The 21,030-nt window shown below is 43.8% G+C and carries 23 protein-coding genes; 18 read left to right on the plus strand and 5 right to left on the minus strand.

Going from position 1 to position 21,030, the window contains the following annotated elements:
* Positions 1-2: 2 nt before the first annotated feature.
* The 8 genes from ACESPQ_RS12870 to ACESPQ_RS12905 all read left to right on the plus strand — a co-directional run bounded on the left by ACESPQ_RS12870 (position 3) and on the right by ACESPQ_RS12905 (position 5,414).
* Complete coding sequence (locus ACESPQ_RS12870; RefSeq protein WP_021420248.1) at positions 3-1,025, plus strand: dihydroxyacetone kinase subunit DhaK; 1,023 nt, start codon at positions 3-5, stop codon at positions 1,023-1,025.
* Entirely contained in the window at positions 1,022-1,648 is a 627-nt protein-coding gene (locus ACESPQ_RS12875) for a dihydroxyacetone kinase family protein (RefSeq protein WP_008819446.1), read from the plus strand. The genes ACESPQ_RS12870 and ACESPQ_RS12875 overlap by 4 nt, the downstream gene beginning before the upstream one ends.
* Positions 1,638-1,910 (plus strand): hypothetical protein, encoded by a 273-nt coding sequence (locus tag ACESPQ_RS12880; protein ID WP_109770354.1) that lies wholly within the window; start codon positions 1,638-1,640, stop codon positions 1,908-1,910. Before ACESPQ_RS12875 ends, ACESPQ_RS12880 begins: the two co-directional genes overlap by 11 nt.
* A gap of 4 nt (positions 1,911-1,914) precedes the next feature.
* Complete coding sequence (locus ACESPQ_RS12885) at positions 1,915-2,871, plus strand: serine aminopeptidase domain-containing protein (RefSeq protein WP_008819444.1); 957 nt, start codon at positions 1,915-1,917, stop codon at positions 2,869-2,871.
* A 4-nt stretch (positions 2,872-2,875) separates the two neighbouring features.
* Positions 2,876-3,739 (plus strand): class II fructose-bisphosphate aldolase, encoded by an 864-nt coding sequence (locus ACESPQ_RS12890; protein ID WP_008819443.1) that lies wholly within the window; start codon positions 2,876-2,878, stop codon positions 3,737-3,739.
* 16 nt (positions 3,740-3,755) lie between these two features.
* Positions 3,756-4,256 (plus strand): PTS system mannose/fructose/N-acetylgalactosamine-transporter subunit IIB, encoded by a 501-nt coding sequence (locus ACESPQ_RS12895; RefSeq protein WP_002608603.1) that lies wholly within the window; start codon positions 3,756-3,758, stop codon positions 4,254-4,256.
* Positions 4,257-4,267: 11 nt separating this feature from the next.
* The gene (locus tag ACESPQ_RS12900; protein ID WP_008727557.1) at positions 4,268-4,567 is read left to right on the plus strand and encodes a cupin domain-containing protein; all 300 of its coding nucleotides are present in this window, start codon (positions 4,268-4,270) and stop codon (positions 4,565-4,567) included.
* Positions 4,568-4,844: 277 nt separating this feature from the next.
* Complete coding sequence (locus tag ACESPQ_RS12905; RefSeq protein WP_109770353.1) at positions 4,845-5,414, plus strand: hypothetical protein; 570 nt, start codon at positions 4,845-4,847, stop codon at positions 5,412-5,414.
* Between the two features lie 548 nt (positions 5,415-5,962).
* On the opposite strand, the gene ACESPQ_RS12910 is transcribed toward ACESPQ_RS12905, so the two are convergent.
* Complete coding sequence (locus ACESPQ_RS12910; protein ID WP_373144448.1) at positions 5,963-7,627, minus strand: Rqc2 family fibronectin-binding protein; 1,665 nt, start codon at positions 7,625-7,627, stop codon at positions 5,963-5,965.
* A gap of 852 nt (positions 7,628-8,479) precedes the next feature.
* On the opposite strand from ACESPQ_RS12910, the gene gmk reads away from it, so the two are divergent.
* Positions 8,480-9,052 carry a guanylate kinase gene (gene gmk, locus ACESPQ_RS12915; RefSeq protein WP_002608607.1) on the plus strand — a complete coding sequence of 191 codons (573 nt, stop codon included), beginning with the start codon at positions 8,480-8,482 and terminating at the stop codon, positions 9,050-9,052.
* 132 nt (positions 9,053-9,184) lie between these two features.
* On the opposite strand, the gene ACESPQ_RS12920 is transcribed toward gmk, so the two are convergent.
* From ACESPQ_RS12920 to gdhA, 3 genes are all read right to left on the minus strand, one after another.
* Positions 9,185-9,358 (minus strand): hypothetical protein, encoded by a 174-nt coding sequence (locus ACESPQ_RS12920; RefSeq protein WP_257327323.1) that lies wholly within the window; start codon positions 9,356-9,358, stop codon positions 9,185-9,187.
* Between the two features lie 104 nt (positions 9,359-9,462).
* On the minus strand, positions 9,463-9,732 hold the full coding sequence (locus ACESPQ_RS12925) for a hypothetical protein (protein ID WP_257339357.1): 270 nt from the start codon (positions 9,730-9,732) through the stop codon (positions 9,463-9,465).
* Between the two features lie 179 nt (positions 9,733-9,911).
* Positions 9,912-11,243 carry an NADP-specific glutamate dehydrogenase gene (gdhA, locus tag ACESPQ_RS12930; RefSeq protein ID WP_373144449.1) on the minus strand — a complete coding sequence of 444 codons (1,332 nt, stop codon included), beginning with the start codon at positions 11,241-11,243 and terminating at the stop codon, positions 9,912-9,914.
* A 187-nt stretch (positions 11,244-11,430) separates the two neighbouring features.
* Here gdhA and ACESPQ_RS12935 point away from each other — a divergent pair, with 187 nt between their 5' ends.
* From ACESPQ_RS12935 to ACESPQ_RS12945, 3 genes are all read left to right on the plus strand, one after another.
* On the plus strand, positions 11,431-11,658 hold the full coding sequence (locus ACESPQ_RS12935; protein ID WP_009269328.1) for a FeoA family protein: 228 nt from the start codon (positions 11,431-11,433) through the stop codon (positions 11,656-11,658).
* Positions 11,655-13,766 (plus strand): ferrous iron transport protein B, encoded by a 2,112-nt coding sequence (gene feoB / locus ACESPQ_RS12940; RefSeq protein WP_373144450.1) that lies wholly within the window; start codon positions 11,655-11,657, stop codon positions 13,764-13,766. The genes ACESPQ_RS12935 and feoB overlap by 4 nt, the downstream gene beginning before the upstream one ends.
* 214 nt (positions 13,767-13,980) lie before the next feature.
* Positions 13,981-14,454: an LURP-one-related/scramblase family protein gene (locus ACESPQ_RS12945; RefSeq protein WP_002608613.1), complete on the plus strand. Its 474-nt coding sequence runs from the start codon at positions 13,981-13,983 to the stop codon at positions 14,452-14,454.
* 169 nt (positions 14,455-14,623) lie between these two features.
* Here the strand turns inward: ACESPQ_RS12945 and ACESPQ_RS12950 are convergent, their stop codons facing one another.
* Positions 14,624-15,886, minus strand: coding sequence for a DUF4157 domain-containing protein (locus tag ACESPQ_RS12950; protein ID WP_257333311.1), 1,263 nt, complete (start codon positions 15,884-15,886; stop codon positions 14,624-14,626).
* A 199-nt stretch (positions 15,887-16,085) separates the two neighbouring features.
* Here ACESPQ_RS12950 and ACESPQ_RS12955 point away from each other — a divergent pair, with 199 nt between their 5' ends.
* From ACESPQ_RS12955 to ACESPQ_RS12980, 6 genes are all read left to right on the plus strand, one after another.
* On the plus strand, positions 16,086-16,712 hold the full coding sequence (locus ACESPQ_RS12955; protein ID WP_002608615.1) for a cysteine hydrolase family protein: 627 nt from the start codon (positions 16,086-16,088) through the stop codon (positions 16,710-16,712).
* 2 nt (positions 16,713-16,714) lie between these two features.
* Positions 16,715-18,196, plus strand: coding sequence for a nicotinate phosphoribosyltransferase (locus ACESPQ_RS12960; RefSeq protein WP_373144451.1), 1,482 nt, complete (start codon positions 16,715-16,717; stop codon positions 18,194-18,196).
* Entirely contained in the window at positions 18,186-18,851 is a 666-nt protein-coding gene (locus ACESPQ_RS12965; RefSeq protein WP_044905150.1) for a hypothetical protein, read from the plus strand. Before ACESPQ_RS12960 ends, ACESPQ_RS12965 begins: the two co-directional genes overlap by 11 nt.
* A 187-nt stretch (positions 18,852-19,038) precedes the next feature.
* A complete protein-coding gene (locus ACESPQ_RS12970) occupies positions 19,039-19,401 on the plus strand; it encodes a TM2 domain-containing protein (RefSeq protein ID WP_008819431.1) in 363 nt (120 codons plus the stop codon).
* A gap of 12 nt (positions 19,402-19,413) precedes the next feature.
* Complete coding sequence (locus ACESPQ_RS12975) at positions 19,414-20,454, plus strand: SPFH domain-containing protein (protein WP_009269326.1); 1,041 nt, start codon at positions 19,414-19,416, stop codon at positions 20,452-20,454.
* Between the two features lie 220 nt (positions 20,455-20,674).
* Positions 20,675-20,953, plus strand: a complete 279-nt coding sequence (locus tag ACESPQ_RS12980; RefSeq protein ID WP_109770348.1) for a hypothetical protein — start codon at positions 20,675-20,677, stop codon at positions 20,951-20,953.
* The last annotated feature ends 77 nt before the right edge of the window (positions 20,954-21,030 follow it).

A 21,030-nucleotide genomic window follows, 5' to 3' on the forward strand; every position in this document is an offset into this window, starting at 1 on the left:
CTATGAAAAAATTTATCAATCAGCCGGAGCGCTTTATTGATGAAATGCTGTACGGGCTGTATGCGGCACATCCGTCGTATTATACGTGTGTGAATGAGGATGCGCATTGCCTGATAACCAAGCATAAAATTGCAGGAAAGGTAGGAATCGCAACAGGTGGAGGAAGCGGTCATCTTCCGCTGTTTCTGGGATATGTCGGTAAAGGAATGCTGGATGGCTGCAGTGTAGGTGATGTCTTTCAATCACCAAGCTCAGAACAGATGCTTGACGTCACAAAAGCCATTGATTCCGGAGCGGGAGTTCTCTATATCTTTGGAAATTATAACGGGGATATCTTTAATTTTCAGATGGCTGCGGAAATGGCAGAGATGGAGGAGGATATTGAAGTATGTCTGTCGATTGCCGGTGAGGATGTGGCAAGCGGTCCACGTGCAAAGGAACAGGAAAAAAATATTCGTCGAGGTGTTGCAGGCATTTTCTTTGTGTATAAATGTGCAGGTGCAGCTGCTGCGGAAATGCTGCCACTGGATGAGGTGTATCGGATTGCGGAAAAAACAAAGCTACTCGTGGCAACCATGGGTGTTGCTTTGAGCCCCTGCACTGTCCCAAGAATCGGTCATCCCAGCTTTACGATAGCGGATGATGAAATGGAAATCGGTATGGGAATTCATGGAGAAGCAGGGCTTCGCAGAGGAAAGATTTGCTCGGCGGATGATATCGTAAAGGAAATTGTACCGCCTGTCATGCAGGATTTGCAGCTGCGGCATGATGATGAGGTGTGTGTATTGATCAACGGTCTGGGAGCTACTCCATTAGAAGAACAGTATCTGATTACTGGGCTGGTACACCGTTTGCTAAAAGATGCGGGAATACGAGTTCATAGAACGTATGTCGGAGAATATGCGACATCACTGGAAATGACCGGCTTGTCTATCTCTTTACTGAAGGTTGATGAGGAACTGAAGCGATTGATGGATGCTGCGGCAGATACCCCGATGTTTAAACAGTTTGGAGAGTCAAAATGAAAACAGAGGGTATAAAGCGTGTATTCCACGCATGGAATTTGATATTTCAGGAGCATGTAGAGCAATTGACTGCGCTGGATTCTGCTGGTGGAGATGGAGATCTCGGTGTTGTTATGCGCGATGGATTTCGCATTGCGGATGAATTTGTCACGGATAGTGATGAACATGATATTGGTAAAATGATATATATGGCAGGAAAAAAATTTAACAGCATCGCCTCATCTTCCATGGGGACACTCATTTCCAGCGGCTTTATGAAGATTGGAAAACAGCTGAAAGGAAAAGAAGAACTGAAGGATGCTGAGCTTGCGGTATTGTTTCAGGCAATGATAGAAGGTGTCATGACACTCGGCGGTGCAAAAGAGGGGGAGAAAACATTTCTTGATGCGCTTTGTCCGGCACAGCGTGCCTATGCTGAGCATGTAGATGAAGGGAAAGCAAGAGCCTTGCAATGTGCTGTCACTGCTGCAAGAGAAGGTGTGGAGAAAGCTAAAATGATGCAGGCAAGGCATGGAAGGCTGGCATTCCGTCAGGAAAATTCCATTGGTATGGTCGATCCGGGAAGTGTAGTTGCTGCATTGTATGTGGAAGGAATACAACAGGGGCTCCGTGATGAAGAATAAGAAACTGCTGTTCGTTAAGCTGACAGGGCTCACACTTGCAATTTACTGGTTTATCAGCAAGGGGGGGACACAATCTGTAGACACCTCTTTCGGATCGCAGGAAAAACGAGAAGCATTTGATATGTTTGATGTTGCATCATCCTGGATGATCTGGCTGGTTATAGCATATCTAGTCTTCGTTGCTCTGCGCAATCTGTATTCGAAAAATGTTAGAAAACCAAAAAGCAATATGCAGAAAAAATATGCAAAATTAAGGAGATAGGCTTATGAAGCTGCAGGAATACCGTTTTTTAAGCGGAGATGGCGAGGATGAGCTATATGGTTGCGCATGGCTTCCAGATGGCCCGGTGAAAGGTTATATACAAATTTTACACGACCTATATGATCATATTGAGCGCTATATGCATCTGCTTCAGTTTTTTGCCGAACATGGTTATGCAGCCTTTGGACACGATTTGGTTGGTCATGGAAGGTCTGTATATAGAAACGGTCCCGGTCAAATCAGTGCAAGACATACCTATAGACACTTTATCGAGGATGCGGAAACAATGTTTTATCTGGTTGTTAAGGATGCCATGCCAAAGAAGGAACAGAAGAAGTCCTATATTCATGCATTGATCGGCTTTGGTTTCGGCAGTATGCTGGCAAAGCAGTATGCAATCATGACAAGCAATTGCAATGCATTGATCTTATGCGGTGACTACGGTTTTCCCTCTCTGTATAGAAAGGCAATGAACATATATGCAAAGGAATGTCGCAAAAAAGCGGATACGGAACCGGCTGAAAAAACGGAAGACTATATTCTCTCCCATTATGGCATTGATAATATGGATACCTTTCTTGAAGAGAGAGTATCAAAGCCTCGTGAACAGAAAAAACTGAAACGTGACGCCTGCTGTCAGCTTTCTTACTCTATGCAGTATATGTTAAACAGAATTACACTGTGTTCTCTGTATATGACGGAAGACTGGATTTCACAGCTTCCCGAATATCTTCCGATTTTATTTATGAGCGGGTATGAGGATGTGTTTTCCAATTATACCCGTGAGTTGGATGTCGTCATACGGAAATTAAACTATGCCGGTGCAGAGAATATCTTTTATAAATATTATGAACACAAGAAGCATGAGTTGCTGTTTGAAGATGCTGCAGTGAATGTCATGCAGGACATGCTTAAGCTGATTCGGCGTCTGGAAGAACATAGCATAGAAAGGAAGGAATGAAATTATGTTGGTATCAATGTTGGAAATCTTAGAAAAGGCGAAGGAAGGGGGATATGGTGTTCTGGCACCGAATGTTTTTAATGAAGACTCTGTCAGAGTTTGTATAGAAGCAGCTGTTGAGCTGGATTCACCTCTTATTATTGATGTTTTGCCGGATAATCATAAGGATATTGTTTCCTTTGGGAAACTGATTTGTTCAATGGCGAATGAGGTACGGATACCGATTGCACTGAATCTGGATCACGGAGATAGCTTCGAAGCCTGTGTAAAAGCGATTTATGGCGGATTTACAGGTGTTATGGTGGACCGCAGTGCATTGAGCTTTGAGGAAAATGCACGGCAGGTCGCGGAGTTTAAGAATATCTGTGCACCTCTTGGCATCACAGTGGAAGCGGAATTTGGACAGATTGCGGATGGTTGTGACTACGAAGAAAAGCGCGATGAATATCTGACAGATCCTGTGAAAGCAAAAGAGTTTGTTGAGAAATCAGGCTGTGACTGTCTAGCGGTATCCATTGGTGAAGCACACGGAGAGTATACCGGAAAGGGACCGGATATTGATTTTGAGCGATTAAAGGAAATAAAGAACCTGGTGGATGTACCTCTGGTATTCCATGGCGGCTCATTCTCAGGGTTTGAAAATATTGCGGAATGCTGCCGAATTGGTACACAGAAGGTGAACATGGGGACTGATGCTTATAATTATGGACTGGATTGTCTGTTCCATGACGGGCGTTATCAGAACGGAGAGAATATTGGCGCAAGAATGGCAGGCGATATTATGTGGGCAGGCTATAAGGAGCGCGTGATGGATTATATGAAGGTAACAGGTTCTGTCGGTAAAAACTGGATCAAAATTGAAAACTAAGGAACGGTGATGAAAAATGGCACGCATAGGTTTAGTCAGAATAGACAGTCGTTTGATACATGGGCAGGTATGTACGCAGTGGCTGTACAGGACGAATAGTAAAAAGGTGTATATTGTTGATGATGAAGGTGCGAGCAATTCCTTTTTGTCCAGCATTTATAAAATGGCATGTCCGGTAGGTGTTGAACTGGAAACGATATCGACAGAGGAAGCCGGAAAGAGATGGCAGCAGGATCGGTTAGGTGATCTGGAACCGATTTTCGTCCTGTTTAAAAATATGCCGATGGCCTACAAGGCTTATAAGGCAGGCTTTCGCTATGCTACCCTGCAGGTAGGTGGAATTGGCGGTGGTGTTGGACGAAAAAATATTGTCGGACCGATTTCGTTTGATGATAACGATGCAAAAATGCTGGATGAAATGTTCCAGGATGGATTGGAGGCTTATTTCCAGCCGGTACCGGATAATCAAAAGGTATCCTGGATTGATGTAAAGGCTAAGCATTACCCGAATTTATAAAGGAGATTATGATGAAAGATGTATACATAAGAAAGCCAAATGATAAGGAACGCAGGCTCTTGGAATCCTGTCCGATTTGGGAACATGAGCCTGCTCAATGGGATGCGGAATATGATGAACGTTGTGAAACATGTCTGATAATCGAAGGAACAGCAGTTGTGAGTGGCAGTGACGGCCAGTCCTATGCGTTCACAAGGGGGGATCTTGTGACCTTTCGTCCGAATATGAGCTGTGTATGGAAGGTACTGGAGAAAATCCGTAAGCATTATCTATTTGATATGGATACAGACGAACATAGTGCTTCGTCATAATGGAGAACAGATGAATCTGTAAAAAAGAAGTAATAGCCCCTTACAAGAGGAAATTTACTTCTTTTTTTCAACAATGATGCCCGCACCCTGAAGCATATAAGAATTAATGAAAGGTCAAACACAATGCAAAAAACGATTCCTGTTTGGGTATATGACTGAATTGAGGATGTCTTTCTTACATGTTGGAAAGCTATACGTATGATGGCTTGTGAGAACCATTGCAATGTGGTATAGTATCTATATGCTTTTATAGTAATGTAAGAGGAGATGAAGCAGTATGCAGAAATCACAAAAGCTTACCGCATCGATTTTACTGGTTGCCTGTATCGCCTATAGCCTGTTTTTTCCTGATTCTGTCAATACGGCATTGGTCTTTGTTTTGTATACCTGTATGCTCATGTATCTTTTCAGCAAACGGGAGCTGCCGGTTCTCTCCCGTATGAAAATCATGATAGCAGCATTTATGTTCAGTATGCTGATGACGGCAGTGTGTATTGCTGCGGCAGAGCTGCTTCGCGGCTATTTCCTTTTTGATGGTGTGTTGATGGGCTGTCTGATGTTTCTGGCTATGGGAGCTGTCATCCAGACCTTATTTTTGATTTTGCAGGAATTTCTGCCGGATGTGGTACAGGTCGTGCTGCTGGTGCTGGCGGGCCTTTATCTGATTAACATCGGGGTCTTGAGTGCAATGATGTTTTCTACATTATCCGATATCGGGTTAACAGACGCGAATACGGAGTATATATTGCCCTGGGATCTGCTGGGCATCGCATTGTGTATTGTGCTTGCTGAGGGGGTACTGTTTGCAGGAATTCACAGGCTGCGCCTGTATTTTCAGAGCCGATAACAGCATGTGATCATTAGGAGAACAGGTACTGCTGATTCTTTCTCTCAGGATATGGAAATCGTGAAAAAAACAGCTGCGCCGTACATGGAAAAGGATGAATTCGTTTTGCAGTTCAACTGTGTATCAAAGATTTCATCTGTTTTTCGTATAAGAAAAGCAGGAAGAAAATAAACCTGCTTAATATAGAATTGAAAAAAATAATTGAGATAATGAAATTGTATCCACAGAAAAGAGTATCCGCAATAGGTTTGATTTCCATGACAGAAAGCCAGGATGTATACTTAAGTTTTTTCTTACTTTAGCAACAGGGAGAATTCAACTTCTATTGATAAAACCAATCGTGTTGAAGCCTCCCGTTTTAAGCTTACCCGCAATCGGGAAAGAAGCTAACATTATTCCAGTCTTCTTTTATGCAGATACTGGACCATTCCTCAGGTAAGAAGAAAGAACCCCATATCAGCATATACGGATACAGGGATGGGGAAAGCTTTTAGGATACAGGCATCTATGCGAACTTCTGTAAAGCTGTTGTTTCTGCCTTCATCCTTTTAGTGCTTTTTCTGTGTAATCAGATGTTCGTCGATCAGTTTTTGAATCTGTGCCGGTTCCGGATCGATATAAATGGTTTTGTAATTTGACAGGGAAACAAAGCTGCCCTTGTTTCCGGGAATCTTTTTCAACTGGCGAATCGTGCAGTAATTCACAGGAACACTGGAGGAATAGCGGGCGTTGCTGTACCAGGCGGCAAGCATGGCGGCATTGCGCAGAAGCTCCTCATCCGGCTGCTCACAGGTGATTACCACATGGGCTCCATGCACATCCTTGGTATGCAGCCACATATCGCTTTTTTTTCCCAGACGCCAGGTAACGTAATCATTTTGCAGATTGTTTTTACCAACATAGATATATACGTCATCGAATGCAAAGGTCTCATAATGTGGAAGCTCCTGCTTCTTTTTCTTTCGTATGCGGGTTTTAACAGCCTTGACATAGCCCTGTCGTGCCAGCTCCTCCCGAATTTCCATAGCATCCTGTACGGTCGCCTGTTCCAGCTGGACCTCCATGGATTCAAAGTAGCGGATTTCCTTTTCGCATAGGGCAAGCTGTTCCTGAAGGATAGCCTGTGCCCGCTTGCTCTTGTGGTATTTCTGATAATAGCGGTTGGCATTTCCCTTGATATCAAAGCGCATGTCCAACGGAATATGGATATCCTTACCAGTTTCAAAAGAGGGGAGTGTGACGGTTTCCCTGCGCTCGATACTTCCCATGTAGGCAAACAGTAAATCACCGTATTCCCTGTATTTATCGCAATCCATTGCCTCCTCCAGCGTCTGCTGCAGTTTTGGGTATTTTGAAGTATTCTTATGCAGCTCCTTGCGCACGGCACGAAACAGATCACCACTCTGCTGCTTGATGCGAACCTTTTCCTCCTTCTGGAAAAAGAGCAGATCCATACCCTTCATCAGCGGATACTGCCGTGCTTCCACCTCCAGATGTGTCAAAGGTATGCAGTGAAACTGGGTTTTGTCCTGCACGTCACTCAGATACAGTGTATCGGATGTACGAATCTGTTCCAGAATTTCATCGAAGTTTTCACCCTGCGCCATACGATACTGCACTTCTCTGGAAAGCAGCGGAGAAAACCCGTGAAACTGTTTGGTAAAGGATTCACTTGGATCTATTTTTTCATAATGATAGGGATCCTGCTTTCCGGTATGCGGTGCAGGCAGCTGATAAAGCGCTCCCGGATGAATGGTGCGGCGGTTGTTTTCAAACGGCGGAATGCGTTTTAAGGCATCCAGAATATGCCCCTCCTCATCCATCAGAATCATATTTGCATATTTCCCCATGAGTTCGATATAAAGATGCCGGTCATGGATATCACCAAGCTCGTCCCTTGCCTCGATCACCATATGCAAAATGCGATCCAGACCGACCTGATTCAGAGAACGAAGGATTCCTCCGTCAATCTGCTTTCGCAGCAGCATGAGAAAATTCCCCGGTGTCTCCATCGTGGTATATGATTCCTGAGTCAGATTGATACGGTTGTATACGCTGTGTAAGGAAATCATCAATCGTCGTGTTCCCTTTGGTGTCCGTATTGTAAACAGCATCTCGGTATCGCTGATCTGTTGCAGCTTTGTTAGCTTGGCAGGCAGAAAGCTCTGCAGCTCTTTCTGTACCTGATGAAGCAGTAATCCATCTAATGCCATAAAATCACCTCGCTACTCCATTATATCATACCAAAAGGGCATGCTGAGCGCTAACTTTCATATGTTTGCGGCTGAAAAATAGAGAATTGAGCATTATACTATAGGAAGAGACACATGTGCAGCTGCTTTATGGAATAGCGAAGCTTGAATACAATCATAAAATCGAAATTGCTTTTCTATCTTGTGAGGTTTTCTATTTCTTATACTGCTCTAATTTTTTTTAAGCTTTGTCTGCGAACTGTTTTTTTGATTCGAAGTGAATTCTTGCGTGATATGTGTGACTGTTTCCAAAATGGAATCTGTGTTTCTTCTTTCTCCAGATAGGATTTTCTTTATAATCTGTATTTTGACAGAATATATGCTACACTGTAAATACAAAAAAAGGAGAGGTCGGTCTATGAGAAACTATATAAATAATACATTGCATTCACATCTAATTCATCCGCAAAAGCCCCGGCCTTTCGGTAGTTCAACCGCTTGCTAGAAGCGTTTTTTCTTATGCTTTCATTCATTCCTTACAGTTATTAAATAGCTTTCAGCAGCTGAACACCGCTTGTCGGCGGTAAGGACTGCCTTGTTTTTGTCGCATCCATTCCTGCGTATGATACGAAACAGCAGGAACCTCTATATGCTAAATAGGTTCATAAAAAGCAAAACATTTGTCCAGATAAGGGAATTCACTAATGCTTTTTATGACTGTTAAGTGAAAAGATCAAGAAATGTGCAATCTTTTTTACGATTATAGCTAAAAAGTAGTTAATTTATTCAAAAAGCCTAAAAAAAACAGAAACACGTTTGACATACCCTGCCTGCACTAGTAAAATAAATGTAAGAATAGTAAGGGGTGTGCTCATGAAAAAAGGTTTATTGATTATTATCAGCGGACCAAGCGGTGTAGGCAAAGGAACTGTGCGTAATTGCTTTATGAATGATGAATCCTTAAAGCTGGCGTATTCCATTTCCATGACAACCAGATCACCAAGACAGGGTGAACAAGATGGCGTTGATTACATATTTACAACAAAGGAAGAATTTGAACAGGCAATCCATGACGGCGAGCTTTTGGAATGGGCAGAATTTGTAGGGAACTATTATGGTACTCCGATGTCACAGGTAGAGAAGCTGCGCAAGGAAGGCAAGAATGTATTGCTGGAAATCGAGGTACAGGGCGCTACACAGGTACGTGAAAAATGTCCGGAGGCGCTGACCATCTTCATTATTCCGCCAAGCATGGAGGAATTGGAAAAACGGATACGGGGCAGAAGAAGTGAGCCGGAGGAAATTGTACAGCAGCGTTTAGCCAAGGCAAGTAAGGAAATCAAAATGGTTAATAATTACAAGTACATCGTATGCAATGATGATCCGCAGCTGGCAGCGGATATGATTTCCACAATTATTAAGCGTCATATGGAGATTGACGAATAAACACACGATACAGTGTGTTTTTTATTGAATGAAAAACACAGCGTTTAATTTTCTGTGTTTTCTTCTTTAAAAGGGGAGTTTATCTAAAAGGGGAGTTTATCATCTTTCATCAGACCTTTTTTTCTTGCCAGCTCATGAATCCATTGCTTTACCGGCAGCTTCCATTGTTCTTTTGGGGAAGGGATATTTTTCAGAAGTGATTTTGGTGACATCCCCAACTGCTTTGCCAATTGAATATGCCGGGTATTTACGGCAGCGTTTCTTTGCCTCTGCCCAGGCCCTATCTTTCTCTGTTGTATTTGCCATATTGATCTCCTTTTGAATAAAGCATAGCACAGTGCTCGATACAATGACAAGGAAAGAATGAGTTTCAGATATTTCAGATATTTAGAGGTTATTAAAAAATAATTTTATGGAAATCCGTCATATTCCACATGCACAAAAAGAGTATAGCGGTGACATTCGAAAACACCAATCGCATTCCCTGTATCATGGGCAAGCATTGCTTTTTGAAAGACATAATACGGTTTTCCAAAAGCAGACACGTGGATGCTGTTCATGTATACGGATGGATCCTTTGTGATTAGGAATGCTCGAAGCTTCATGGCACCGCTATACGTGCAGCATGTATATACCAGGAAGATAGCGATGATGATCCACAAAATGCGTTTCTTTTTCATATCTATCCTTTCTGTAAGTTCCGCATGGATGCTTACTTAGCTGTTAACAGTATAGCACAGATGACATAGAGAGTATTGAATGTCATGGAATCGTAAAAGGTTTGTAAGAAAAGAATAAGAGTAAAAGGAATGGCTATAAGAAAAGCAGCTGTCTCATGACAGCCGCCTATCTTTTTTTCTTATACGATACCCTGATCAATCATGGAATCAGCAACCTTGATGAAGCCTGCAATATTTGCTCCGGCCATATAGTTTTTACCAAGACCGTATTCCATAGCAGTATCAGACACTGTATGGAAGATGTTTTCCATGATGTCCTTCAGCTTGGCATCCACCTCTTCAAAGGTCCAGGACAGACGAGCGGAGTTCTGTGACATCTCCAGTCCTGAGGTTGCGACACCGCCTGCATTGCTTGCCTTGCCCGGAGCATACAGAACATTATTTGCCTGTAATACCTCAATGGCATCCGGTGTTGTCGGCATGTTGGCACCCTCGCATACAGCGATACAGCCGTTTTTGATCAGCGTCTCCGCATCCTTCTTATGCAGCTCATTTTGTGTCGCACAAGGCAATGCGATGTCACATGGGGTATTCCAGATGCTTTCTGACGCATGGAAAGTCGCACCGGCAACCGCATCTGCATATTCCCTGATACGTCCGCGTTTTACTTCCTTGATTTCCTTCATCACATCCAGATTCACACCGTTTTCATCAACGATATAACCGCTGGAATCGCTCATGGCAATTACCGTTGCCCCCAGCTGTGTTGCTTTTTCCGCAGCATAGATGGCTACGTTTCCGCTTCCGCTGACAACGACTTTCTTGCCCTGGAAGGATGTGCCGTTCGCCTGCAGCATGGCCTCTGTGAAATAGCACAGACCATAGCCGGTTGCCTGTGTTCTGGCAAGAGAACCACCCCAGTTTAAGCCCTTTCCGGTCAGAACACCGGTGAACTCATTACGAATGCGCTTGTATTGTCCGAACATATAACCGATTTCACGTCCACCGACACCGATATCACCTGCAGGAACATCAGTATCCGGTCCGATATACTTGCACAGCTCTGTCATGAAGCTCTGGCAGAAGCGCATGATTTCCGCATCGCTTTTTCCCTTCGGATCAAAGTCGCTTCCACCTTTTCCTCCGCCCATTGGAAGACCGGTCAAAGAGTTTTTGAATATCTGTTCAAAGCCCAGAAACTTGATAATAGAGATATTTACACTCGGGTGGAAACGAAGTCCGCCCTTGTAAGGTCCGATTGCAGAATTGAATTCCACACGGAATCCTCTGTTTACCTGCAGCTTACCGCTGTCATCAACCCAGGGTACACGGAAGATGATCTGGCGCTCCGGTTCGACGATTCTTTCGAATACGCCTTTTTCGATATATTCCGGATGTTTACCTGCGACTTTTTCCAGTGACAGCAGGACTTCATCAACAGCCTGAATGAATTCTGCGTCATTCGGATTGCGTTTGACGACTGCTTCTTTAACATAATCTAGCTTAGCCATAGTAATTTCCTCCTTTAGCCTGTTTATATTATATACGCAAACCTTCAAAATGAAAATAAAAAAATGAATTTTTTCATTTGAATGAAAATATATTCATAAGAGATGAAAAATAGAACCGCGTTTCATCGTCTTTTTATGACGGTGTTTTTTCAGTATGCATACTATACTGAGAAACAGGTGATGAACTATGAAGCTATGTGATGCAGCAGTGGGAAAAACCATGGTCGTTACGAACGTCCATATGTGTAAAAAAGAGAAGGACCGCCTGTTTTATCTTGGGATATATCCGGGTATGCAGATACGCAAGCTGCGCAGTGCGCCAATGCAGGATCCGTGTCTGTATTTTGCGGCAGGTAATCAGCTGATTCTGCGTAATAAGGATGCGGCTTGTATCGAAGGGGAGGTGCTGGAATGAACTATCATGTGGCCTTTGTCGGAAATCCGAACGTGGGAAAGAGTGCGTGGATCAATGCGCTCAGCAATGCGGATTTCAAGGTTGGAAACTGGCCGGGGGTTACCGTTGAAAAAAAAGAAGCCAATGTATGCTGGGGAGGAGACAGCTATCATATTATAGACCTTCCGGGTACCTATTCCTTGACGAATAATGGCAATGAGGAAAGCATAACGGCAGCATATCTTCAAAGTCAGCAGGTCGATTTGATCGTCAATGTGCTGGATGCGACCAATCTTCAGCGAAATCTCATGCTGACGCTGTTTCTGCGTGAGCTGCAGATTCCCATGCTGTTGATTTTCAATTTCATGGATGAGGTTAAAGACTATGGTATTCATATCGATACAGCAGCCCTTTCAAGGCGCCTTGGAATGGAGATACTGGCGTATTCCGCCTTTGACCGCAGACATTATCGTGAGGTGCGTCAGGCAATTCAAAGGCAGGTGGAACAAAGGACGGTGTTTTACCATCCGTTGCTGAATGAGGAAGAAGATGAAATCTATACATCGTTGTATACGTATATCGAGCAGCATGTACCATCGCATGCAGAGGCTGATGCACGCCTGCTGCATCATCTTGCCATGGGCTGTATGCGGGAGGACATGCTTGTCATGAAGCAACTGGAGGCCTGGCATATGGATCCGGTAGTGCTGCAGAAGCTGTGTCGGGATATGAACGAAGAGAATGTGCGCGCAGGGTATTGCCGTGCTGTGGAATCCCTGATGCACAATGTGGTACAGGATCCGAAAAAGCGATATGCGAAAAGTGAACGTATCGATGCTTTCGTATTGCATAAATGGCTGGGGCTTCCGCTGTTTCTGGTGGTCTTTTCCTTCCTTCTGCTCTTTGTATTTCAGGCGTCTGCGCCGCTTAATGCCTATATCGACTATCTGCTGCAGGATGTACTGGCACGCTATGTTTCCTTTGCTCTGCAATGGGCGCCGAGCGTCGTGCGGCAGTTTCTGCTGCAGGGAATATTGGCAGGGGTCGGCGGTGTGCTTGTCTTTGTGCCGCTGATGGCGCTTCTGTATTTCGTTTTATCGCTATTGGAGGAAAGCGGCTATATGGCGCGAATTGCCTTTCTGCTGGATCGTCTGATGAATACCTTTCACCTCAGCGGAAAAAGCTTTGTCTCCCTCATGCTGGGGTTCGGCTGCAATGTCCCTGCCATTTATGCGACCCGGACACTCGATAATGAACAGCAGAAGCGGCTGACTGCCTTGCTTGTGCCGTTTATGTCCTGTGGTGCCAGGCTGCCGGTATATGTACTGTTTGCTTCCGCCTTTTTCCCTGATAAGGCGGCACTGATGATGCTGAGTATCTATGGAATCGGAATCCTGCTTGCCCTGGTTTTAGCGCTGCTTGCATCCCGCTTTCCGATTTTTCACGATGATGCGATGATGGTGCTGGAGCTGCCACCCTATCGGCTTCCTTCTCTGCGCGTCGTGCTTCACAAGGTGAAGGAGGAAGTAAAAAGCTATGTGCGAAAGGCATGCGGTATCGTTTTATGGGCGATGGTGATTTTGTGGGGGCTTACCTATTTTCCAAGCGGAAATGTAGAAACCAGCTATCTAGCGCAGGGCGCAAGGCTTGTGCAGCCGATATTTGCTCCGCTGGGATTTGGTGATCGCTGGGAGTGTGTGGCGGCACTGCCCGGGGGCATCATCGCCAAGGAAACGATTGTCGGCTTCTTTGATACGGTCCTGCAGACACCGCCGTCCAATGCTGGCGCGACAATCAATGCAGCAAAGGATATACGCGAAATCCTGCATCGAGGGGGAAGTGCCTTGAAGGAAAGTGCAACCTTTTTTCTGCATACCGATGTATCGGTAAAGCCGCAAAATGACGCACAGGTATCGCATATCCGCCGCTTGTGGACCACTCCTGATGCCGGTATCCGCGCGTTCAGTTTTATGGTGTATGTCCTGCTCAGCATTCCCTGTATCATGACGCTGCAGGCAGTATATCATGAATACGGGAAAAAACTGCTTCTGCTTTCTCTGGCCGTCATGCTGCTCGTGCCTTATCTTGCCTCTTTGTTTATCTTTCAGTTTTTTTCTCTGTTTCTATAGCAGCTGTATGGAAAACCTGTACTTATGTGAATATGTAATGTTTCTTCGTGTGTAGGCAGCGAATGTAGGAGCTTTCAAACATGACTGCAAGATATCCTTCATTTTGAAAGCTCTTTATATATTCTTTGTAGGTGAGTAAGAACCTGATATGTGAGGATTTCCATTTTTCTTCGCTTCCTGTATAATAGAAACAAAAGGAAAGAGGTACTGGCCTATGAAACTATTGTTTAAACAGCGTATGTTTTCCTGGTTTGATAGCTATGATATATATGATGAAGCAGGAAACAGCGTATATACAGTGGAGGGGAAGATGTCCTGGGGACACAGACTTGTCATTTATAATGCGTATAAGGAGGAAATCGGCGAAATCAAGGAAGAGGTGTTTACCTTTCTGCCACGCTTTCGTATGTATATGAACGACGAATGCTTTGGCATGATTGAAAAGGAGCTTTCCTTTTTCAAACCGAAATCTCATCTCTCCTGCAATGACTGGGCAATCTATGGTGATTTAATGGAATGGGAATATGATGTTATCAGTGAACGTGAGGGTCTGATCATGCATGCCAGTAAGGAGCTCTTTCATTTTACGGATACCTACGTGCTGAATATTCAGCAGGAAGGTCATGCTCTGCTCGCTTTGATGATTGTCCTTGCCATTGATGCGGCTAAATACTCACATAATGGATGATGCTCTGCTTATGAAATGAACTTATGCATATACTGACGAAACCACGGCTGTAGGAAAGCCGCAGCGGATGGAAAGGGAAATATATTGAGGAAAAGAAGAGAAGCAGTGAGCTTCCAGTAGTAAATGCAGCCAGATTATCTGAGATTCCTTTTATTTTTCTTATCCTTTTTCATACGATTGAAAACGCTTTCTTGCGTTTTCGTCGTGGTTTCTTCTCTACCCAGGTAACAATACCATCCTTCTGCAAATGATAATCGTATGGTTCATATGCACTCCTGTTATCCGCAATCTTTTTATCTCTGAGGGGGTCGTTGTTTTCGTTAAATGATTGTATTTGTGTATCGAGAAATTGTTTCTGGCTTTCAAATAAAAACGTAGGAAACATCGGTTCCGCCATTCTGGTAGTAAGCACCTTAAAGAATAACTTTGATGTTGATGAACTTTGCGATGAATGAACACACGTCCATGGATTATCACCTTGAAGAAAGGCAGTCAAGGAACATATGGAATGCCTCCATCCGTCCAGAACCAAGGCATTTTTCAAAATCTCATCCGGAGCAGTCAGGATAGAATATCCAAATGAATCTGCTGTAGATAAAAACGGTTTGATATCTTTACTGGAGGTTATGATGATTGCGTGCTCCAGGCTGGGTCTTTGATGGCTTTTTATATAAGGAATGACAGAACAATAAAACATCGTCTTTTTAAAATTGGTCTGACGCCTTAAATTTGTGTAGATCATATCAGCAGCCTCTTCACATTTCATAACTCCTGTTTGTTCTGTGACATAGGTGCTCACCATGGTATTTATATCCTCTTTATATGTTTCTTTATCCTGAGCATTTGCACTTTGGTATGGCTCCTTTGCGATGAGCTCCGTATAAAGCTGTAAAGCCCATTCTCTGCGGGCAGATCGCAGCTTTTCAAATGTTTTCTGATTTATTTTATATAAATCCACATCACAAACGACATTGGCTCGAGGGATTCCCTCTGTTTTGGTAATCGCCTGTTCTTCAGCCCCCTGAAATTGAATTACGTTTTGTGAAATCGCACGCAGGGTATTACCTTTCTTTTGTGGAAACGTTATTGTATTTGTAAGCAATCCTTCTGCATACATATCTGCCTCTTTTTCTAAAGCATGGTTCTGATTGACAGATTTTCCCAGCTGTCTTTGAGAAACGGGGATGGTGTTGTGGGAGCGCTGTATGATATGACCAAACTCATGAGCAAGTGTTGCCGGATTTTGATCTTTTATATAAATATGATGATTTTGTAGAAAGGCATTTGCATGCATTTTTTCTGGTTGTGGCGAATTATATGATATGGCAATACGGCTAAGATCAATTTGTGCCTGTTCTTCCGCATTGCTTCTTATTCTGTCCGCTACGGTCTGTGGTTTTGTTTTTGAACGCTTTGTTTTTATATGCTTCAATGTGCATCTCCCTTTCAAAGAATAGCTTCTGAAAAAACGATAACACTATTTTATAGGATTTACAAGATTATGGGATAAACGGTAAAAAATTGGGATAGATGGTTGAAAAGGAATGGAATTTATGCGCATTCTGTTTCAAAATGAAGAAAAAAAGACTATAATAAATATCGTATAGGTAAAATTTTAAAGGAGATTCCCCATGGCTAGAGTAAATGAACAGTTTTTAGAAGCATATGAACCTCTTTCAATGAAAGAGCTGAAGGATCCCATCATATTTGTTGTAGATATGATTGAGGGCTTTGTACATGAAGGAGCATTGCATGATGAAGCGATCAATGCAGTCACTGTGCATATAGAAGCACTGATCAAGGATGCACAGCAGCGGGTTATTTTTATTGCAGATTCCCATCCGCCAAAGACGCGTGAATTTAATTCCTATCCGACCCATTGTGTCATCGGAACTACGGAGAGCGAGGTCATTCAGGAATTGAAGCCGCATGTACAGGAGCTGATGCGCAAAAATTCCACGAATACCTTTACGTGTCCGGATTTTCAAAGCTTTTTAACGGAGCGTATGGACAGCTATCGTGATATCGTCATCACCGGCTGCTGTACCGATATCTGCATTCTGCAGTTTGCGTTATGTCTGAATGCATGGCTGAATGAGCATAATAAGACAGACCAGCGGATCATCATACCGCTGAGCTGTGTGGATACCTATCATATCGAGGGGATTCATGATGCTGTATCCTGCAATGAATTCAGTATCCGCAACATGGAGGCAAACGGTATCTGTATCGTTTCCTCACTGGAAAGAGAGGATTGATTATGAAAAGTCTGGATTATAAATTTGATTTTCGTGATGAGCGGAACCTTAGTCTGGTCATGGATTTTTATGAGCTGACTATGAGTCAGTGCTACTTCAATTCCGATCATAAGGATCGCATCGTTACCTTTGACCTGTTCTATCGCAGAAATCCGGACAGCGGCGGCTATGCGGTGTTTGCGGGGCTGGAGGAAATTATCGGATATATCCAGAATCTGCATTTTGAGGATAGTGATATTGCATACCTGCGTTCGCTGAACCGCTTTAATGATGAATTTCTGGAATATCTGCGGCATTTCATTTTTACCGGTGATATCTTTGCGGTGAAGGAAGGAACACCGGTGTTCCCGTATGAACCGCTGATTCGCGTAAAGGCGAAGATTATCGAAGCACAGCTGCTGGAAACGGCAATGCTGCTGTGTGTCAATCATCAGACCCTGATTGCAACAAAGGCAAAGCGTATCGTCAAAGCAGCGCAGGGCAGAGCCATTATGGAGTTTGGTGCCCGTCGCGCGCATAACTTTGATGCAGCGAATTATGGTGCCAGAGCTGCCTTTATCGGCGGTGTGGCAGGTACGGCAACCACCTATGCCGGACAAAAATTCGGTATGCCGGTTCTGGGAACCATGGCACATTCCTTTGTACAGTCCTTTGATTGTGAATATGATGCATTTCTGGCATATGCAAAAACGTATCCCGACAGCTGTACGGTGCTGCTGGATACCTATAATACCTTAAAAAGCGGTCTGGTGAATGCGATTCGTGTGGCGAAGGAATATCTGGAGCCAAACGGCTATCGTCTGCAGGGTGTGCGCATCGACAGCGGGGATATGGCGTATTTATCCAAGAAAATCCGCACGGCACTGGATGCGGCAGGAATGGAGGACTGTAATATCGTAATTTCGAACTCCCTGGATGAATATCTCATCCAGTCCCTGATATCACAGGGGGCGCAGATCAACAGCATGGGGGTTGGCGAAAATCTGGTTTGCAGTAAATCCGCGCCGGTATTCGGCGGTGTGTATAAAATGAGCTCTATTTTTGACGGGGATACCATGATACCGAAAATCAAGGTTAGTGAAAATGTTGAAAAGGTAACAAATCCCGGCTATAAGGACCTCTACCGTATTTATGATAAGGAAAGCGGCAAGGCTGTTGGGGATCTTATGACCATACACAAAGAGAGCCTTGATCCGAATCGTGATCTGACCATCTATCACCAGATGAACAGCTGGAAAAACAAGACGATTCCAGGCGGCAGCTATGTTTTGCGTGATTTACTGGAGCCGATCTTTCTAAACGGGGAGCTGGTGTATGAGGTTCCGGATCTGCAGGAAATCCGTGCGTACAGTGAACAGGAATTTTCCTGTATGTGGGATGAGATTCTGCGCTTTGAATATCCGCAGACCTACTATGTCGATCTCAGCAAGCAGCTGCTGGATCTGAAGCTGAAGATGCTGGAGGATGTAAAGCATGCAGGATAAGCTGAAGCGCCGTGAGATTCTGCTGAAGAGAATTCTGTATATCTGTGCGGCTGTTTATATTGTTACACTGCTGTATGCGTTTTATCACAATTATACGGTCAGGGATATGAATGCACTCGGTATGACCTTCGTCGCTGTGCTGACGCCCCTGATTGTACCGGCTGCCTTCAAGCTGCTGCATTTCAAGCCGGTGTATGAAATCTACATCGTGTCTACGATCTTTACGTATTTTGCCTCCCTGATTGGAAGCAGCTATCACTGGTATTCCTACCTTGGCTTTGATAAGGTCCTGCATTTTTCCAGCGGCTGGTTCATCACAACGCTGGCGGTGATTCTGTATTTCTATCTGAAAAAGACGAATGAATTTCCGGATAAGAAGGATTATCATGTATTTCTCGTCTTTATCAATGCTGTGAATATCGCTGTCGGTGAAATCTGGGAATTCTATGAATATGCCATGCTGATTTTCTTCAACAATGACTGCATCAATCATTATTCACAGGGCGTGCATGATACGATTACCGATGTCCTGTGTGCCACGGTGGCAGGGATTCTGCTTACGCTGCTGATTATGCGCTATCACAAAACAGGAAAGGGAAATTTCTTCACCAATGTCTATGAGAAATTTTATGAGCGCAACATTGCGGGGAAATAGACAGGATCTGACAATATTCGGTTAACCGGGGTATAACATGGTGCTGCATCACAAATATGATGACAAAAAATGGAAGCGGATGAAGGCTTCTGTTTTTTTTAGCTGCCATATGGAAAATGCCTGATGAAAAGGAATTGCACAGCATACGAGTTCCCTGTATAATAGAATAAGGTAAGGAGAGATCGCTATGAAATGTAAGCAATGTGGTGCAGAAATTGAAAACAGCAGATGCTGTCCGTACTGCGGCAGTGAGAATGCGGATTATGATGCAGCAGCGGATGCAATACAGCAGGATGAAGCAAGACAGAATATACCCGGACAGGGGAGAGGACGCGAGGTTTATGACAGTGATAAGAGTAAAATGGTTACATTTTTGTTAGCCCTGTTCAGCGGTCCCCTGGGGCTTCATAATTTTTATACAGGAAGATGGGGACGTGCATTGTTCTACATGGTAACCATGGGATTTCTTATGTTTGGCTGGCTCTATGACCTGTTTATGATCGCAACCAATAAGTTTAAGGATGCAAACGGTGATTATATTGTACGATAGGAGGATGCGCTAATGGGATTCAGTGATCTTTTGATGGGGCAGTTTATCGATGTAATTGAAAATGATAAGGATATGAGTCACCTGATCGTTTTGAAATATCAGAGAAACGGCCGTGATAATGAAATCAAGCAGGGGGCAAGGCTGATTGTCAGAGAAAGTCAGGCTGCGGTGTTTATGAGCAAGGGAGAGCTGGCGGATGTGTTTTCCGCAGGCTCCTATACGCTGAATACGGAGAATATGCCGATTCTATCCACACTGCAAAGCTGGAAATACGGCTTTCGATCACCGATAATCAGTGATTTGTTTTTTGTCAGCTTAAAGGCACTGACAGATAATAAATGGGGAACGAGAAATCCGTTTATCATAGAGGATCCAACCTTCGGCGTGGTTCGGGTACGCGGCTTTGGAACATTCTCGCTGCGGGTCGTAGATGTTGAAAAATTCATGCGGGAGCTGGTCGGCGTTCAGATGATTTATCAGACAGATGATGTGATCGAGTTTGTTCGTTCGATCGTGATTGAAAGCCTGATTGATGTGATCGCCGAAGAAAAAATCCGTGTTGTTGAGCTGGCAAGCAAGCTGCGCGAGATATCCGAAGCTGCCAGAGACAGTGCGAACGAGAAAATGGAAACGATGGGAATCAGCCTGCTGATGATCAATATTGAAAATATCTCACTGCCTGAGGAGGTTGAGAAATTTATTGATGAGCAGTCCGGAATCAATCTTGTTAGCGGGAATATGCAGAATTTTCAGCAGTGGCAGCAGTCGCGTGCAATGCGGGATGCAGCGCAGCAAAGCCAGGGTATTGCGGGTATCGGTGCAGGCTTTGCCTTTGCCCAGCAGATGAATACCACGGCTGCACAGCCTCAGGAGCCGGTTGTTAAGGAAGTGATCCGTATCAAATGTCCCAACTGCGGAGAGCTGAACAAGGAGGATGCGAAATTCTGCTGTGAATGCGGAACGTCCCTCATCACGAAGAAATACTGCCCGCAGTGCGGCGGGGAAGTGGAGACCGACAGTAAGTTCTGCAGTACATGCGGACAGAAGCTGTAAACGAAGAAAGCGTTGACAGAAGTCTAGCGCAGAACCATAGAAGAAAAGGAGTGTTTTTCACTTTAATTTTCTAATTTCCTTTGTTCGACAACATTTCAAGACATTACATATGATTTAGCAGTTTTGTTATATTATGTAAGCCTTAACAATTGACATATTATGGAAATGTGGTATACTATTCTTAAAGATAGGTGGAGGAAAGATAAGGAGGGGTTAACCTATGAAATCAATTAGAAAACGACTAGCAGTAATCGTAGCATGTGCATTTATGTTAATGACCAGTGTTGGTGTTGTTAATGCGAATGTAAATCGTGTTAAAACGTATAGATATGATGATAATATCTATATAGGTGCTACAAACTTCCACAAATACACATATAAAAATGTTCCAGATGACGCAAGAGAAAGCGGTCGCGATAAGTCTAAAATCGGTGGAGACTGGAACTATACCAGATATCAAGTAGTTATTTATTATAAGAGTAAATTAGGTAACTACTAGATAATAACATAATATCTTTTTTCCATTGATCTTGATAGCTAGACATTTTTCTAGCTATCTTTTTACTAATTTGATTT

Origin of the sequence: Clostridium sp. HGF2, from assembly GCF_964240115.1 — a bacterium.
Taxonomy (GTDB): Bacteria; Bacillota_I; Bacilli_A; order Erysipelotrichales; family Erysipelotrichaceae; genus Clostridium_AQ; species Clostridium_AQ innocuum.

What these genes read in the sequence shown, in the direction of transcription:
- ACESPQ_RS12880 (WP_109770354.1), top strand. Translation starts at nt 1,638, where the DNA reads ATGAAGAATAAGAAACTGCTGTTCGTTAAGCTGACAGGGCTCACACTT.
- ACESPQ_RS12925 (WP_257339357.1), bottom strand. Translation starts at nt 9,732, where the DNA reads ATGAAAAAGAAACGCATTTTGTGGATCATCATCGCTATCTTCCTGGTA.
- ACESPQ_RS12870 (WP_021420248.1), top strand. Translation starts at nt 3, where the DNA reads ATGAAAAAATTTATCAATCAGCCGGAGCGCTTTATTGATGAAATGCTG.
- ACESPQ_RS12885 (WP_008819444.1), top strand. Translation starts at nt 1,915, where the DNA reads ATGAAGCTGCAGGAATACCGTTTTTTAAGCGGAGATGGCGAGGATGAG.
- ACESPQ_RS12935 (WP_009269328.1), top strand. Translation starts at nt 11,431, where the DNA reads ATGAAGCTATGTGATGCAGCAGTGGGAAAAACCATGGTCGTTACGAAC.
- ACESPQ_RS12980 (WP_109770348.1), top strand. Translation starts at nt 20,675, where the DNA reads ATGAAATCAATTAGAAAACGACTAGCAGTAATCGTAGCATGTGCATTT.
- ACESPQ_RS12970 (WP_008819431.1), top strand. Translation starts at nt 19,039, where the DNA reads ATGAAATGTAAGCAATGTGGTGCAGAAATTGAAAACAGCAGATGCTGT.
- feoB (WP_373144450.1), top strand. Translation starts at nt 11,655, where the DNA reads ATGAACTATCATGTGGCCTTTGTCGGAAATCCGAACGTGGGAAAGAGT.
- ACESPQ_RS12960 (WP_373144451.1), top strand. Translation starts at nt 16,715, where the DNA reads ATGAAAAGTCTGGATTATAAATTTGATTTTCGTGATGAGCGGAACCTT.
- ACESPQ_RS12975 (WP_009269326.1), top strand. Translation starts at nt 19,414, where the DNA reads ATGGGATTCAGTGATCTTTTGATGGGGCAGTTTATCGATGTAATTGAA.
- ACESPQ_RS12890 (WP_008819443.1), top strand. Translation starts at nt 2,876, where the DNA reads ATGTTGGTATCAATGTTGGAAATCTTAGAAAAGGCGAAGGAAGGGGGA.
- ACESPQ_RS12895 (WP_002608603.1), top strand. Translation starts at nt 3,756, where the DNA reads ATGGCACGCATAGGTTTAGTCAGAATAGACAGTCGTTTGATACATGGG.
- gmk (WP_002608607.1), top strand. Translation starts at nt 8,480, where the DNA reads ATGAAAAAAGGTTTATTGATTATTATCAGCGGACCAAGCGGTGTAGGC.
- ACESPQ_RS12910 (WP_373144448.1), bottom strand. Translation starts at nt 7,627, where the DNA reads ATGGCATTAGATGGATTACTGCTTCATCAGGTACAGAAAGAGCTGCAG.
- ACESPQ_RS12920 (WP_257327323.1), bottom strand. Translation starts at nt 9,358, where the DNA reads ATGGCAAATACAACAGAGAAAGATAGGGCCTGGGCAGAGGCAAAGAAA.
- ACESPQ_RS12900 (WP_008727557.1), top strand. Translation starts at nt 4,268, where the DNA reads ATGAAAGATGTATACATAAGAAAGCCAAATGATAAGGAACGCAGGCTC.
- ACESPQ_RS12905 (WP_109770353.1), top strand. Translation starts at nt 4,845, where the DNA reads ATGCAGAAATCACAAAAGCTTACCGCATCGATTTTACTGGTTGCCTGT.
- gdhA (WP_373144449.1), bottom strand. Translation starts at nt 11,243, where the DNA reads ATGGCTAAGCTAGATTATGTTAAAGAAGCAGTCGTCAAACGCAATCCG.
- ACESPQ_RS12945 (WP_002608613.1), top strand. Translation starts at nt 13,981, where the DNA reads ATGAAACTATTGTTTAAACAGCGTATGTTTTCCTGGTTTGATAGCTAT.
- ACESPQ_RS12875 (WP_008819446.1), top strand. Translation starts at nt 1,022, where the DNA reads ATGAAAACAGAGGGTATAAAGCGTGTATTCCACGCATGGAATTTGATA.
- ACESPQ_RS12955 (WP_002608615.1), top strand. Translation starts at nt 16,086, where the DNA reads ATGGCTAGAGTAAATGAACAGTTTTTAGAAGCATATGAACCTCTTTCA.
- ACESPQ_RS12965 (WP_044905150.1), top strand. Translation starts at nt 18,186, where the DNA reads ATGCAGGATAAGCTGAAGCGCCGTGAGATTCTGCTGAAGAGAATTCTG.